A 14299-nucleotide genomic window follows, 5' to 3' on the forward strand; every position below is an offset into this window, starting at 1 on the left:
GGGAGTCGACACTATGGAAACGCATTTACGCAGTATCGTCAAAGGCCTGAGCTGGCGAGTGATTGCCACTCTTGTGACCACCATCGTTGTGTGGTTTATTTCTGGTGAGGCCGCGATGGCTTTATTTGCAGGCTTGAGTGATTCATTGGTGAAAATCGGACTGTTTTGGGCGCATGAGCGTGGCTGGCAACATATACAATGGGGTCGTCATGTTCCGCCAACCAGTTCGCCGTGACCTGAATGGTGCTGACGTGTGACTGGAGGTATGTATGGGTTTTCGTTTTGTATCTATAGGCGCGGTGCTGGCGATGCTCGGGGTGGCGTTTGGTGCATTTGGCGCGCATGGCCTTCGCGAAATTTTATCTGAGCACATGTTGGAAGTCTTTCATACGGGTGTTCGATATCAAATGTATCATGCGTTTGGAGTGATGGGGGCAGGCACTGCTTTGGCGGTCTATCAGCTTCCGCTTTTTCGATGGGCCACCTGGTCGTTCCTGGTCGGCATTCTGGTGTTTTCTGGAAGTTTATATGTGCTGTCGTTGACTGGCATACGCTGGCTGGGTGCGGTGACGCCATTGGGCGGGCTCTTTTTTATAATCGGCTGGTTGTTGTTGGCGATTGGATTTTGGAACGTAGGGAAGCAATCCACATAATTCTTTTGGGAGGGGTGACTCTATTTCGTCAACTATAGACCTGGATTTTCCTTCGGAAGCTTGAGGGAGAATCTAAGGTGCCGTTCGTGAAGCGTACAAGTAAAAAACAGCAGATTCTTTCTACGAAATACGAGCGACATTCATGAATATGGTCTTGCAGAACTACCGTCCAATTTCGGCGAGGGGTTCGTGCGTGATGATGAGTGAGCCTCGCGGATTTTCGCCTAAGCTATTTGCTTCGAGGAGTTTTTCTTGTTCTGGTGATGACTGACAGTCAGGAGTCATGACGATGCCCCAATGCTGATTGTCGTGGCAGTGATTTTCGAGGATCAGCGCTTTGGCCGAATGAAAGAGGAGGATGCCGCTCAACATATTGTTGCGAGAGGTGTTTCGGACTATGTCGGGAGAGGTGCCGTCATCGCGAACAGCAATCCCAAAGTGATGATTGCCGAAACATGTGTTTTGACTGATGTAGGGGCGAGCGCCCGCAAATGAAAAGATTCCGGATTCTCGGTTATAACAGACTTCGTTTTCTGAAAAGGTCGGTCGGCATTCCGGTCCATACATGACGACGCCAGATAGAATACCTTCAAGTATGCGACATTTGGTGATGGTGCACACGGAATCCAGGATATTCATGGCTGAATGCTGATCGCTTCCAACATATCGAAACGAGAGACCTTCCACCCGTCCACTCGAAACACGTTGTAAATACAAGGGACTGCCTCGTCTGCTGAAAATTTGTACCTTGTCTCGTCCAGCTCCAATCAGTCGGATATTTCGATCGGCCGCAAAGACTCGATCTTCATAGATGCCGGGTTTGACAAAGACCTGATCGTCAGGTCCCGCATCTTTCAGTGCCGCACTAGGCCTGGGGTAGCATTGGGCATCAGTGGCATCGACGAAAAGCGTTTTACCGCCTTCGAGCGTCGGGGGAACAATGTCTTCGTCTGTCGCATGCGTCACGACATTGTCTGGTTGTTCTGGTGATTGAGGGGATGCGTGGTCTGGCATAAAACGTCGGGTTCCATAAAGGTGAATAGGTGTTGAACGTGATGCGACTCTATTATTTGTTCGTTCGTTGTAAGGTGTCAAGGCGCAATGGTTTTTTCACGCAACGATGACACGCCATGCATGTAAGCGGAACGACCGTAATTGGCCGTTGTGTACGTGCAAGCCCTCTTTTCATGCTGAGAGCTTTACAGGGTCTGTTTGTACGGTAAAGGGCAAGCTGGCTTCTCCCATGTAGAGTGTGCGATGGGGAAATGGAATTTCAATACCTTGTGCATCAAATGCTTTTTTGAGTCGTCGGCGATATTCTCGTCCGACGCCCCATTGTTTTATGGGTAGGGTTTTAATTCGTGCCTTAATCACGACTTCGGATTCTTTAAATTGATCGACGCCGAACACTTCGATGGGTTCGAGAATTTGAGAACTATAGTGAGGGTCCTGTCGTAATTCTTCATCAACGTCTTTCATGACCTGAACGACCCGATCGGTATCTTCTTTGTAGGCCACCCCAATTTCCATTAAATAGGCTGACCATTCTTTGGTCATATTGGCCAGGGTGTTCACCGTTCCATTGGGAAACACGTGAACGACTCCTGCCATGTCGCGGAGGATAATGGTTCGAAACGTGATGCGCTCAACGAGTCCGCCTGTACCATTTACAATGGCGACGTCTCCGACCCGGACTTGGTTTTCCAGGATGATGAAGAAGCCGCTAAAAATATCACGGACAAGATTTTGTGCGCCAAATCCAACAGCCAATCCAATAATGCCGGCACCGGCTAAAATGGGAGTGACATCCAGCCCTACTTGATCAAGGGACATGATGATTGCAATGACCCAAATGGCTGCGAGGCTGATGGTTTGCACGAGGCCTGTCAGGGTTTTGATACGTTTAGAGGCTGCCCCTGGATAGGTTTCTTCATGTTCTCGACGTTTGATGATGCTCTCTTCGAGTCGGGATAACCCGAATTTGATTGAGCGGATTACGAGAAACGCCATTACCATAATGAATACAATTCGGACTCCTGCTTCGATGAGCGCTGTCATGTTATGAAGCAGCCAGGATGAAATATACTCATAGTTCAAGTCGGGCATTAGTGGTTCCTCCATTGATTCAGGTGGTTCGACATCATCACGTGTATTGTGACATGCATTGTCTGATTGCCAAAATTTTGGTTATTGAATATTCTTCTAAATTTTAGAGTAAAGCATGCATTGATGAAATGTGCTCTTATCTGTGTTTTTTCGTATCTATCCTTGACAGTTGGGAATCCAAGTGATACAAATTTAGCTATCGTCAGGGGACAGCGTTGTTCCTCGGCGTATTGAATGAAAAAACTCAATCGGTTCTGGACGACGGAGTCCTCACCCCAAAGAAGGGGCTGAGGGCTTTTTTTTTGCCATTTTTGTTCCAGTGAGTTGCTGTGTGTTTGTTCATTTTCCCTTAAGTTTTTAAGGGTTTCTGCCGATATTAAGAAGGTCATCGTGCGATCTCGTGAAGAGTCAGGCTGGTTCGCTCGGCCACGCAATGGATGGCGAGTGAGAGCGGTTTGCACGAAATCCTTCAACCCTTTTCGTCAAGGAGATAGCATGCAAGAGATATGGCAGTTGAATAACCAGTTTAGGAGTAATCACGTTCTGTTTCTGTTTGTATCATGTTTTTTCATCTGCGTTGGAATGACGAGTCTGAGTGTGGCGGAAGATGACACCTCCGACATCTTAAAACGTCTAGAAAAAATTGAAGAATCGACGGAGGAAGAACCTCTGATCAAAAAGTTGGACCTCTCGCTGTATGGGTATGTGTCAGCATCGTATACGCATAATTTTAATAACCCGAATTCTCAAGCCAATGCCTTGAGGATTTTTGATGGTGATGCGAATTCGTTTCGACCCAACATGGCGCAAATCGTCTTTGAAAAAGCAGGAAAGGTTGAAGGGGCCATGGTTGATCGCGCAGGGTTTCGCATTAAGTTGAATTTTGGTGAAGATGCGAAATTTACCGGTGGAAATACCGGCGAAGACGAAGTCGATTTCCAAGAAGCATATGCTCAATACGTGGCTCCTGTGGGAAATGGTCTTGATCTTCGCATTGGTCGTATGAACACCTTGATCGGATACGAAGTCATCGAAAGTCCTTTTAATCCAAACTTTTCGCGTTCCTGGCTCTTTGGGCTGGGTGAACCGTTTACCACAACCGGAATTCGAGGGACCTATACCTTTTCGGAGAACGTGACGTTTTCAATTGGTGGCATAAACTCTTTTACTGGAGCCCAGGAAGATCCCAATAGAAGTAAATCTATTGAAGCCCTACTCGGCCTGACACCAGTAGATTGGCTCGGTGTTTCAATTTTTGGATTTTGGGGCCCAGAGGGTGATTTAGGGGCCAAGAATGCTGATCGAGTGCTTATCGGTGGGATCATTGATATTCAGGCGACGGATCAGACGGAGTTTGTTGTGGAAGCTTACTATGCGAATCAAGCCAACGCCACGCCCGGTACCAATGCTCGCTGGAATGGGGTGGCAGGATATGTCATTCATAACTTTACGGATCAATGGGGGGTTCGTGTCCGTGGTGAGTTGTTTGAAGATGCAGATGGATTCTTGGGCTGTGGTGGCTCCGTCGTGAGGGCCGGGAGGGCTAATACCTGCTTCGGAGATGTCGTGCCGGCATCGCAGACGCTTTGGGAAGGAACGCTGACCTTGCAGTACAAACCGGTTCCTTCATTATTGACTCGAGTGGAGTTTCGTTACGATAAATCAAATCGAAATACCTTCCAATTCGGCAACCGGTCTGCCAATCATCAGGAGACGCTAGCCGCAGAAGTCGCGTATCTCTTCTAGTACATAGGAAGAGGATAAAGGAGAGGGAATGTTTGATCGTCTGACATATAAGATCGGTGTATCGCTGTTAAGTATAGTAGGTTTTCTTGGAATATCAGTGACTTCTGTTTTTGCTGAAGAGACGTCAACGATGAGTGCTGGAGATACCGCATGGGTACTAGTGTCTTCCGCTCTGGTCTTGGCGATGACCATACCAGGTCTCGCCTTATTCTATGGCGGGATGGTGCGAAGCAAGAATATTCTCAGTACGATGATGCACAGCTTTATTGCGGTGTGTCTCGTGAGTGTGGTGTGGGTGCTCTGGGGATATAGTTTCGCGTTTGCGCCTGATGTTGGAGGAGTGATTGGAAATTTTCAATGGGTTGCCTTGGATGGAGTTGGCACTGCTCCGTTGGAAGGGTCAACCATTCCACATTTAGCCTTCATGGTCTTCCAATTGATGTTTGCAGGAATCACGGTGGCATTGATCAGCGGGGCTATTGCCGAACGGATGAAGTTTAGTGCCTTTGTGGTCTTTTCCGTACTCTGGGTGACGTTTATCTATGCGCCTCTCGCCCATTGGGTGTGGGGAGGTGGCTGGCTAGCCGGATTCGGGGAATTAGACTTTGCTGGTGGGACGGTGGTGCACATCAGTTCAGGGGTGGCTGCCCTTGCCTGTGCGTTGGTGCTTGGGAAGCGGCATGGGTATGGCAGTGAGAATATGGCTCCGCATAATCTCCCACTCACTGTCGTTGGAGCGAGTCTATTATGGGTCGGATGGTTTGGCTTTAATGCGGGGAGTGCCTTAGCGGCAGATGGTCTTGCGGCGAGTGCGTTTGTGGCGACACATGTGGCGACGGCATCAGGGGCTTTGGCCTGGTTAGCGGTCGAGTGGGCATACCGAGGCAATCCAACATTATTGGGCGCGGCAAGTGGAGCGGTGGCGGGTCTGGTGGCGATTACTCCTGCTGCCGGGTATGTGACGCCGGTGTTTGCGATTGTCATTGGGTTGGGGGGCGGAGTCGTCTGTTATCTGGGTGTCTTTGTTAAGCATAAACTGGGGTATGACGATGCCCTTGATGTGCTGGGTATTCATGGAATTGGTGGAACTTGGGGGGCCTTGGCCACAGGGTTGTTTGCGAGTGTTGGAGGCGGTACCGGTCTCTTGTTTGGGAATCCTTCGCAAGTGCTCATTCAAGCGGTGGGCGTGACTGCCACCTGGATCTTTGCTTTTGTGGGAACCATGTTCATTCTGAAAATGATAGATTGGACAATTGGCTTGCGAGTGCCACAGGAAGATGAGATCGTAGGCTTGGATCTGAGCCAGCATCGGGAGCGGGCCTATGCGTAAATTCACTTGCATCTTGTCAGTGAGACCGTCAGTATAGGCTTCTCGATGAGGGTGTTCTGATATCACCAATTATTCACCAGCCGAGAGGATACAACCCATGAAGCTCGTAGAAGCCATTATCAAGCCGTTTAAATTAGATGAAGTCAAAGATGCTCTGATTGAGCTAGGTGTTCAGGGCATGACTGTGGTGGAAGTGAAAGGATTTGGTCGACAGAAAGGTCATAAAGAAACCTATCGAGGGACCGAATATCAAATTGAATTTGTTCCAAAGATTAAGTTGGAAATAGCTGTCGCTGATGCGATGGTGCCGCAGGTCATTGAAACTATTGGCCGTGCAGCCAAGACGGGGAGTATCGGCGATGGGAAGATTTTTGTATCGGACTTGAGTCAGGTCATTCGTATTCGAACAGGGGAGGCCGATGAGTCTGCTGTATAAACATTTCGACCAAGGCGATGCCAGAATCAACTGGTCAATTAGTATGTATGAGGTCATGCTGTGAGTAATTGGCGATTCCGTACGATTGGTCTGTGCGCAGTTGTCTGGTTGTTATGTGGGCAACCGACCGTGTCATGGGCTGAAGAGTCAGTCAGTTTGCCTATCGACACCGGAGATACGGCATGGATTTTAGTGTCATCAGCGTTTGTGCTCTGCATGATGCTTCCTGGGTTAGCGTTGTTTTATGGTGGCCTGGTTCGAAGCCGTAATGTCCTGGGGACTATCATGCATACGGCGATTATTCTTTGCATGATTAGTCTTCTTTGGATTCTCTGTGGATACAGCCTTGCGTTCGGTCCGGATATTGGGGGAGTGATCGGGGGACTGGATTGGGTGGGACTCCAAGGCGTTGGGCTCACGCCGAGCCCTGATTATGCTCCGACCATTCCTCATCAAGTGTTCATGATGTTTCAACTCATGTTTGCTGCCATTACGGTGGCACTGATTACCGGGAGTGTTGCTGAACGGATGAAGTTTACCGCGTTGCTCTGGTTTGCCGTGTTGTGGTCTTTGTGTGTGTATGCGCCGTTGGCCCATTGGGTGTGGGGTGGTGGATGGTTAGGTCAGATGGGCGCGCTGGATTTTGCTGGTGGAGCGGTCGTACATATTAGTTCCGGGATTGCCGCCTTAGTGTGTGCGGTCATGTTGGGCCCACGGAGAGGGTTTGGGACGGAACCGATGCCGCCTCATAATTTGCCCATGACCGTGTTAGGCACCGGGCTGTTGTGGTTCGGGTGGTTTGGGTTTAATGCTGGAAGCGCATTGGGCGCCAATGAGGTTGCTGCTGCAGCGTTTGTGTCGACGCATACGGCTGCCGCCGCTGGAGGCATCAGTTGGATGATTGCGGAGTGGGTGCATCGAGGAAAACCTACGGTATTAGGGGTAGCCAGTGGCATTATTGCCGGATTGGCAACCATTACTCCTGGGGCAGGGTATATCGGTCCACTTTCGGCTCTGTTGCTCGGCCTCTTTGCCGGAACACTGTGTTACGCGGCGGTCGTGTGGAAGGTGAAGCTGGGATATGATGACTCGCTTGATGTGGTGGGTATTCACGGAGTAGGAGGGTTCACCGGCATCTTGGCCACAGGACTGTTTGCATCGATTGGCGCTCAAGGACTCTTTTGGGGCAATGCCAGCCAATTTGGCATTCAGGTGCTTTTGGCCGTTGTGACATTAGTCTTTGCACTGATTGGAACATATCTGATCTTAAAAGTGATTGATATCACAATAGGACTGCGTGTATCGTCGCATGACGAAGAAATTGGCTTAGATCTCAGTCAACATAGTGAGCGAGCGTATTCGTAAGCGGTTCAACAGCACATAGCGTCTGCTTTCTCACTCAAATCCCTTCGTTCACTCGTACCCTGAGTCGTGTGCGAGCGAGAAAAAACTGTCGTGTTGGTCGTTTGTCTGATTGTCTTTGATTGGTCAATCAAGTTTTTATAAACAATTCTCCTGAAGGAGGTAGCACATGACTCCGCGTGAAGTCTTGGATTATGCCAAAAAGAACAAAGTGGAAATGGTTGATGTGAAGTTTGTGGACTTTTTAGGAACATGGCAACATTTTTCTGTTCCCACTTCTGAGCTGACACTTGATCTCTTTAAAGACGGGTCAGGGTTTGATGGATCATCCATCCGCGGATGGCGGGCGATCCAAAATAGCGATATGTTGCTGGTACCAGATCCCAATACCGCATGTATGGATCCGTTTACCGAAATTCCAACGCTTTCGATGGTGGGAAATGTGGAAGATCCCATTACCCGACAAGGCTATGAGCGAGACCCGCGTTTTATCGCGCAAAATGCCGAGAAATATCTCAAAAGTACGAAAATTGCCGATACCTCCTACTGGGGACCGGAAGCCGAATTTTTTATCTTTGATCATGTCAGCTTTGATCAAAATGCCAATTCCGGATTTTATTTTCTTGATTCGGAAGAAGGGATATGGAACTCCGGAGACGAAGGCCATAACCTCGGGTCCCGTCCTCGTCACAAGGAAGGCTATTTTCCTGTAGCCCCGATAGACTCTCAGCAAGATATTCGTTCAGAAATGGTGCGTGAAATGGAGAGGGTCGGCATGCACGTCGAAAAGCACCATCATGAAGTCGCGACCGGAGGCCAGGCAGAGATTGATTTGCGGTTCGATACCCTCCTCAGCATGGCAGACAAAATGATGATGTACAAATATATCGTCAGGAATGTTGCGCGTCGTCATGGAAAAACGGCAACCTTTATGCCGAAACCTATGTTTGGTGATAATGGAACAGGGATGCATACCCACCAAAGTCTCTGGAAAGGTGGAAAGCCATCTTTTGCCGGAAACGATTATGCCGGCGTGTCGCAACAATGTTTGTATTATATTGGCGGAATTCTCAAACATGCAAAAGCGCTTGCCGCATTTACCAATCCGTCTACCAATTCGTATAAGCGATTGACGCCAGGGTTTGAAGCTCCAACCCTGTTGGCGTATTCGAGCCGCAATCGGTCGGCTGGGATTCGGATTCCTATGTATTCGCCAAGCCCCAAAGCCAAGCGTATCGAAGTGCGATTTCCTGATCCCTCATGCAATATGTATCTCGCTTTTAGTGCCATGTTGATGGCCGGGCTTGATGGCGTCCAAAACAAAATTCATCCAGGCGAAGCGATGGATAAGAATTTGTATGACTTGGAGCCGGAAGAAGCGAGCAATATTCCTACGCTGCCGTTTAGTTTAGAAGATGCCCTGAATCATTTGAAGGAGGATCATCAGTTCTTGCTCAAGGGCGGTGTGTTTAGTGAGGATGTTATCGAGGCTTGGATTTCGTACAAGCAAGAGAACGAAGTCGATAAACTCAGAGTTCGACCGCACCCCTATGAGTTCTTCATGTACTATGATGTCTAGACATCAGTAGCAAGAACATTCGACTCACTCGATAACGACGCGCTCATCTTCTCAGCAGGTGAGCGCGTCGTTTTGTCTTCAGTATCGCGAATGTTCTTGCTCCTACAGCTGTCAGGCTACGTCAGTCTTTCGATTGCATTGCTTTGGTGAACGGAGGACGGGTGAAGAGTCTGGCAGTGAGTGATTCGCGGTCGATGCTGGTGCCAATATCGGCAAGCCATGGGCGAACTTCTCCGCAACGTTTTTTTGTGCCGAGCGCCATGACAAATCGAACGAAGAGAATACCTGTTGAAGCCACAGTCCACACGGCGACGCCCATCAATCCCCAGTCTGGTCGAGCGATGATGGCACTGCCCGTGAGAAGAATCAGATTGGGATTGCGCCTAGCGGTGATCAATCGAAAGTACGAATCTATGGGTTTCCAGCAGTAAATTCCGAATCGTCCTACCAGTTGATGAAAAGACCCTTCAATCACCCTTCCCATGACATAACCAATGAAGATAGCCCATAGCGTGGCTGTGAGTGTCCATGGCCACCAGGTCGTGGTCTGAAGGGTCGTCAAACCGATTCCCCAGGCGAGATACCAGAGGGGCGGGTGAATGACATCTATTCCATGGTCGAAGATATTTCCAAACCAACTGGAGGTGACGGTCACGCGGGCTAATTTCCCATCAACGGTGTCAAGAAAGGTCATACCCCAGCCTGCAAGAAGGCCGATGAGATACTGCTGTTTGGCAAAACAGATACCGGCAATGATGGTGAGGATGAGCCCGAGAAATGTCACAGCGTTTGGTGTAATGCCGGTCCGGGCACACAGACGTGTCGCCCATTTCGCGGGGATCGGCCACGCCCATTTCGTAATAAGATCGGTGATCCCTTTATAGGAGCCGGAATAGAGGTGTTCTTCAAGTGCGTTTTGATTCTCCTGTGCGATAGGGAACACGTAAGCAGGATCAACTTTACGGAGCTTTTTGTGGAATGTGTTCGTTAAGGATTGTAGCCCAATCAGTTGAAGTGGTCCTACCTTGGGTCGGAGTCCTTGTTCGAGAGCCTCCAGAGTCTGGGGGATGAAGCTGGCCTGAACATGTGCAGCAATTGGAACGTCTTCGCCTTTCACCGCCAGTTGGAATACGACGTTTTCTTGTTCTATGAGATGAGTCAACACCCGCACATCATAGAGATAGTTGCAATGAATGATGAGGAGTGTGGCATCCGGGGGCAAGAGAGAACAATCATCGATAACATGCTTAACCTCCATGTGTTTCAGCATTCGTGTTAATCGTTCGCGAGAGGTGAGTCCCCATAATTGCAGAGAAGACTCACCGATGATGTGGGCATACAGAGGCATGACGAATTGTTCCTTACGTGAAAAGCATAGTATTGAACGATTGACGCGCTGAGCGGTTGATGTCTGTGTTGGTTCAGGGGAGATTGTATTGAGAGCCTACATAGTAACGAATAACATCATATCGGTAAAGACCTTCGTTGACTATAGCGAATCCAAATACGTTCTAGTTGAACTAGGAGGACTTTCGACGCGATATCACACGCACCAGGAGAACGGAAGTTCATGGAAACGGCTATAGATGGTTGAACGTGAGAAGAGACTATAGCCGTTCCAATTTACTTCCGTCTGTACGACGTGTGCTTTTGCGCTATGTACATGATGTACATTCGGTTGGAAGTTATTTGGTTTCGCTATAGTTACCGAAATGCGCCTTTTCGGTACAGCTTCCACAATACGACAGGACTGGCGAGGAGCGGGTGCTGTCGTTGCCAAGGTGTGAGTTCAATGCTGATCCCGGAATGTCGTTCAATTTTCCACAGGATATAGTCCACTCCACCTTGGAACGTAAAAAGGCCTTTGATGAGCCGTAAGATAGACAAGACCTTGCCTTGTCCTCGACGGAGTCCCCAGGAGATTCGATTGCTCAGGCGGCTTAATGATGAACATGCTGCGTGAAAGCGAACAGGTTGAACGGATTGATCTACCATGACTAGGGGAGACAGTTGGCGAAGAACCGTGTGCGCTGTCTGCTGGTAGTAGTCTCGATTGGCCTCGACAATGTGTGTGATGCGTCCAGGCTTCTCCGTTCGAAGTTCGGCTTGATACGTGAGTGACAGGCCTGTTTCCCAGAGCGTCAGCGCCTCAAAGGAATTCGGTGTTTGTGGAAGGGCTCTGGTGATAAATGTCATGACGGATTGGGCTAACGCGGTGTAGATGTCCTGTTCAACATGAGGCGTTGCAGCATAGAGAACCTTAGTCGGCTGAGCAAAACGTGCCCAGAAATATGAGTGAAACCATTTCATGGATGTGCTGTGTTGAAAGTTCTCTAAGGAAAGGATGGCGTATTTTGCCCGTACGATGCGATCATGGAATGGAACTTCTATGTAAAATACATTTGGTGGAAGCAGGGTATTGGCAAACGCTAAAAACCTTGTGTCGTAGATGGTTGTATAGGAATCGACGATAAGATAGAGGTCGACGATTCCATCAATGTCTGAGTCTGCACGTAAGCACGAGCCGTAGAACAGGATGGCTTGAATGGCATCTGAATAACGCTTCTGCAGTGCGTCGCACAGTGCCTGGATTGACTCAGGGACGGGCTCAGCATCTTGGCCGTGAACAAGCTGTAGTAATTCAGATGAAATAGTCACGATGTGTAGCGTTAGAAACGGATAAATGTGGCTATGCCGCCAGTGGTCAGACGTACGGGACCTCGTTCAGGATCGGATGTGTAGTCCTCGCCGTCGATGGTAAATCCATCTTGCATGTGAAGTTCCAGTGACAGAGCATTATGACTGTCGTACCCATGTTCTGCCGTTCCATATTTGTGAGTGCGGCCAAATAAGAGTGAAGGAAGTGTCCGCATAAGATATGCAGGGCTCTTCCGGACTGCTGTGTAGTGTAACGGATGAGATTCGGTTCCCCAATACGGGCGTAGCCCAAGGAATAATCGTTCCAATGTCGTGACCAGAATGGTGAGGAATTCCCCTTTAATAGCCGGGTGTTCATCGCGGGAGATGGTTGCATGAATGGGGGTGATGTGGGTTTGCCGACTGAACAAGAGTGAAAGGAAAAATCGGCAGATGATGAGACTTGCTCCGACTTCTCCCAGTCGACCGACCGACTGTTTGGTTTTCCATCCAACTTGCGCTCCCTGGTAAATGGCTCCTGCGCCAAAGAACATGCCGAAAATAGGATCTTCATCCGGCACTCGCTGTACGCGCAATACATGCCGTGTGAGAAGTGTCGGATCAGGACCATGCCCTTCTATCCACGATAGTAATTTTTGGAGTGAGGCTGTTCGATTTCCACGGAGTCCGACATCCCCGGCATTCATGTTGGATGTGCCGGAAGGAAGAATTGCCAGCAACGGGAGTGTTGCAAATGGTTGAAGATGGAAGAGTGTGGTCAGTACGGCCTGTACGGTTCCATCGCCACCGTTAATGACGAGAACATTCACCTGTTCTTGGGCAAACGTGGTGAGGGTTGTTTGAATATCGTGTTGTGTATGAACTTCGTCGTGAAGGATGTCCGGATGGGCTTCTAAAATGGTCGTCATGACCACAGCACGTTTCTTATTCCGTCCACTCAGAGGGTTGGAGATAATGCCCAGGCGATATGTGTGTGCAGGGACTTGCAATGCGGTCTTAATTTCCAGAGGGTCTGTTCGACATTGGCTTGTCGTATGATAGTAGCAGAGTCAATCTGTTGATTGAATGGTTGTGGTGAGAGGAGGACGAGTAAATGTCCTTGCCGCAAGGGAGTCACGGGACACGGTCGTTCCGATATCGGCTAGCCATGGACGCAATGGCCTACCAGATAGCATGCGGATACCGGAGGCGAATCCCAGCCGAATGAGCAGAATGACGGTTGAAAGCACGGTCCATGCCGTGACAGCGAGGAGTCCTACGTCGGGACGACCAAAACACAGCGACCCTGTGAGTAAGATGAGATTGGGGTTTCGACGAGCCGTAATCAATCGATTAAAGGAGTCGAACGGACGCCAGCAAAACAAGCCGAATTGTCCAAAGCCTAATTGAAAGAGACCTTCGCACAGTCGTCCCGCAATGTATCCAATCAGTATAATGCCGAAAATTGTATGGAGTGTCAGCCAGGCTGTCGGAGGGGTAAAGGCGGCTAATCCCAGGCCCCACGCGATATACCAAAGCGGAGGATGAATAATGTCGAGACCGTGATCTAAGACATGTCCGAATTTACTGGACGTGACCGTGACTCGAGCCAGTTTTCCGTCAACGGTATCGAGGAAGGTCATGAGCCATCCCGCCAACAGCCCAACGCCATACCAGCCTTGCGCAAAAGATATTCCCGCAATGATCGTCAGGATCAAGCTGAGCGTTGTGACCGCATTTGGCACGATGCCCGCTTTGACACAGAAACGTGCCGCCCATTTCGCTGGAATAGGCCATGCCCATTTCGTGATGAGGTCGGTGACGCCTTTATAGGAACCGGAATACAAGTGTTCTTCAAAGTCTTCCTGTCTTTCACCCGTGATCGGGAGAATGTATGGAGGATCAAATTTACGAAGCTGTTCTTGAAACCCCGAAGCCCACTCTTTTAGTTCAACCGTTTGGATGTTGGGGATTCCTTGTGCTGCTGAAGATGCTGACAGGAGCGCTTCTGCCTGCCGAGCCGACTGGGCCGTGACAACCGCTGCGACTGGAGTCAGAATGTGTTTGAGAGAGACTTGAAGGACGGTCTGTTCTTCTTTGGCGAGACGTTTAATAATCCGATCGTCATACAGAAAGTCCGCTCGTAGAATGAGGACGGAAGAATCAGGCGGGAGCGACTGTATATCTTCCAGCATCGTCAGATCTCCTGCGCGTTGGACCATTCGCGTCAATCGTTCTCGAGAAGTCAATCCCCACAGAGTTATTGGAGCATCGTTGACAATATAGGCGTATCTTGGCATGAAACCTTTTGGCAATTTGCTGAAAATACTTATTTTGCTTTATGTTGTTCGTAAGATAAAGGTTCAAACACATGGAGTCGTTATAGGCATAACAAACGCGAGATCGTATACTAATGCGATACCTGAGGTAAAGAATGACGTGTTCAGTCA

13 protein-coding genes are annotated in these 14299 nt (G+C 49.2%); 7 read left to right on the forward strand and 6 right to left on the reverse strand.

Annotated features, from left to right (window positions below; genetic code table 11):
* Positions 1 to 13 precede the first annotated feature (13 nt).
* Together ACWHX8_RS06825 and ACWHX8_RS06830 are read left to right on the forward strand one after the other, a co-directional pair.
* Complete coding sequence (locus ACWHX8_RS06825; protein WP_447971205.1) at positions 14 to 235, forward strand: DUF2061 domain-containing protein; 222 nt, start codon at positions 14 to 16, stop codon at positions 233 to 235.
* 34 nt (positions 236 to 269) lie between these two features.
* Entirely contained in the window at positions 270 to 653 is a 384-nt protein-coding gene (locus tag ACWHX8_RS06830) for a DUF423 domain-containing protein (RefSeq protein WP_447971206.1), read from the forward strand.
* Positions 654 to 815: 162 nt separating this feature from the next.
* On the opposite strand, the gene ACWHX8_RS06835 is transcribed toward ACWHX8_RS06830, so the two are convergent.
* Positions 816 to 1667, reverse strand: coding sequence for a right-handed parallel beta-helix repeat-containing protein (locus ACWHX8_RS06835; RefSeq protein ID WP_447971207.1), 852 nt, complete (start codon positions 1665 to 1667; stop codon positions 816 to 818).
* Positions 1668 to 1838: 171 nt separating this feature from the next.
* Positions 1839 to 2759, reverse strand: coding sequence for a mechanosensitive ion channel family protein (locus ACWHX8_RS06840; RefSeq protein ID WP_447971208.1), 921 nt, complete (start codon positions 2757 to 2759; stop codon positions 1839 to 1841).
* Positions 2760 to 3341: 582 nt separating this feature from the next.
* Between ACWHX8_RS06840 and ACWHX8_RS06845 the strand changes: the two genes are divergently transcribed.
* The 5 genes from ACWHX8_RS06845 (at position 3342) to glnA (ending at position 9212) form a co-directional block, all read left to right on the forward strand.
* Positions 3342 to 4505 carry an outer membrane beta-barrel protein gene (locus ACWHX8_RS06845; RefSeq protein ID WP_447971209.1) on the forward strand — a complete coding sequence of 388 codons (1164 nt, stop codon included), beginning with the start codon at positions 3342 to 3344 and terminating at the stop codon, positions 4503 to 4505.
* 130 nt (positions 4506 to 4635) lie between these two features.
* Positions 4636 to 5835, forward strand: a complete 1200-nt coding sequence (locus ACWHX8_RS06850) for an ammonium transporter (protein WP_447971878.1) — start codon at positions 4636 to 4638, stop codon at positions 5833 to 5835.
* A 97-nt stretch (positions 5836 to 5932) separates the two neighbouring features.
* On the forward strand, positions 5933 to 6271 hold the full coding sequence (locus tag ACWHX8_RS06855) for a P-II family nitrogen regulator (RefSeq protein ID WP_447971210.1): 339 nt from the start codon (positions 5933 to 5935) through the stop codon (positions 6269 to 6271).
* 60 nt (positions 6272 to 6331) lie between these two features.
* Positions 6332 to 7636, forward strand: a complete 1305-nt coding sequence (locus ACWHX8_RS06860; RefSeq protein WP_447971211.1) for an ammonium transporter — start codon at positions 6332 to 6334, stop codon at positions 7634 to 7636.
* Between the two features lie 166 nt (positions 7637 to 7802).
* Positions 7803 to 9212: a type I glutamate--ammonia ligase gene (gene glnA, locus ACWHX8_RS06865; RefSeq protein ID WP_447971212.1), complete on the forward strand. Its 1410-nt coding sequence runs from the start codon at positions 7803 to 7805 to the stop codon at positions 9210 to 9212.
* Positions 9213 to 9333: 121 nt separating this feature from the next.
* On the opposite strand, the gene ACWHX8_RS06870 is transcribed toward glnA, so the two are convergent.
* From ACWHX8_RS06870 to ACWHX8_RS06885, 4 genes are all read right to left on the reverse strand, one after another.
* Positions 9334 to 10560: a CDP-alcohol phosphatidyltransferase family protein gene (locus ACWHX8_RS06870; protein ID WP_447971213.1), complete on the reverse strand. Its 1227-nt coding sequence runs from the start codon at positions 10558 to 10560 to the stop codon at positions 9334 to 9336.
* A gap of 356 nt (positions 10561 to 10916) precedes the next feature.
* Positions 10917 to 11870, reverse strand: coding sequence for a hypothetical protein (locus ACWHX8_RS06875; protein WP_447971214.1), 954 nt, complete (start codon positions 11868 to 11870; stop codon positions 10917 to 10919).
* Positions 11871 to 11881: 11 nt separating this feature from the next.
* The gene (locus ACWHX8_RS06880) at positions 11882 to 12859 is read right to left on the reverse strand and encodes a diacylglycerol/lipid kinase family protein (protein ID WP_447971215.1); all 978 of its coding nucleotides are present in this window, start codon (positions 12857 to 12859) and stop codon (positions 11882 to 11884) included.
* A 60-nt stretch (positions 12860 to 12919) separates the two neighbouring features.
* Positions 12920 to 14149: a CDP-alcohol phosphatidyltransferase family protein gene (locus tag ACWHX8_RS06885; RefSeq protein WP_447971216.1), complete on the reverse strand. Its 1230-nt coding sequence runs from the start codon at positions 14147 to 14149 to the stop codon at positions 12920 to 12922.
* Between the last annotated feature and the right edge of the window lie 150 nt (positions 14150 to 14299).

The organism is Nitrospira sp. M1 (assembly GCF_965152605.1).

Coding starts and splice junctions, on each gene's coding strand:
- ACWHX8_RS06825 (WP_447971205.1), top strand. CDS start 14: ATGGAAACGCATTTACGCAGTATCGTCAAAGGCCTGAGCTGGCGAGTG.
- ACWHX8_RS06830 (WP_447971206.1), top strand. CDS start 270: ATGGGTTTTCGTTTTGTATCTATAGGCGCGGTGCTGGCGATGCTCGGG.
- ACWHX8_RS06835 (WP_447971207.1), bottom strand. CDS start 1,667: ATGCCAGACCACGCATCCCCTCAATCACCAGAACAACCAGACAATGTC.
- ACWHX8_RS06840 (WP_447971208.1), bottom strand. CDS start 2,759: ATGCCCGACTTGAACTATGAGTATATTTCATCCTGGCTGCTTCATAAC.
- ACWHX8_RS06845 (WP_447971209.1), top strand. CDS start 3,342: ATGACGAGTCTGAGTGTGGCGGAAGATGACACCTCCGACATCTTAAAA.
- ACWHX8_RS06850 (WP_447971878.1), top strand. CDS start 4,636: ATGAGTGCTGGAGATACCGCATGGGTACTAGTGTCTTCCGCTCTGGTC.
- ACWHX8_RS06855 (WP_447971210.1), top strand. CDS start 5,933: ATGAAGCTCGTAGAAGCCATTATCAAGCCGTTTAAATTAGATGAAGTC.
- glnA (WP_447971212.1), top strand. CDS start 7,803: ATGACTCCGCGTGAAGTCTTGGATTATGCCAAAAAGAACAAAGTGGAA.
- ACWHX8_RS06870 (WP_447971213.1), bottom strand. CDS start 10,560: ATGCCTCTGTATGCCCACATCATCGGTGAGTCTTCTCTGCAATTATGG.
- ACWHX8_RS06885 (WP_447971216.1), bottom strand. CDS start 14,149: ATGCCAAGATACGCCTATATTGTCAACGATGCTCCAATAACTCTGTGG.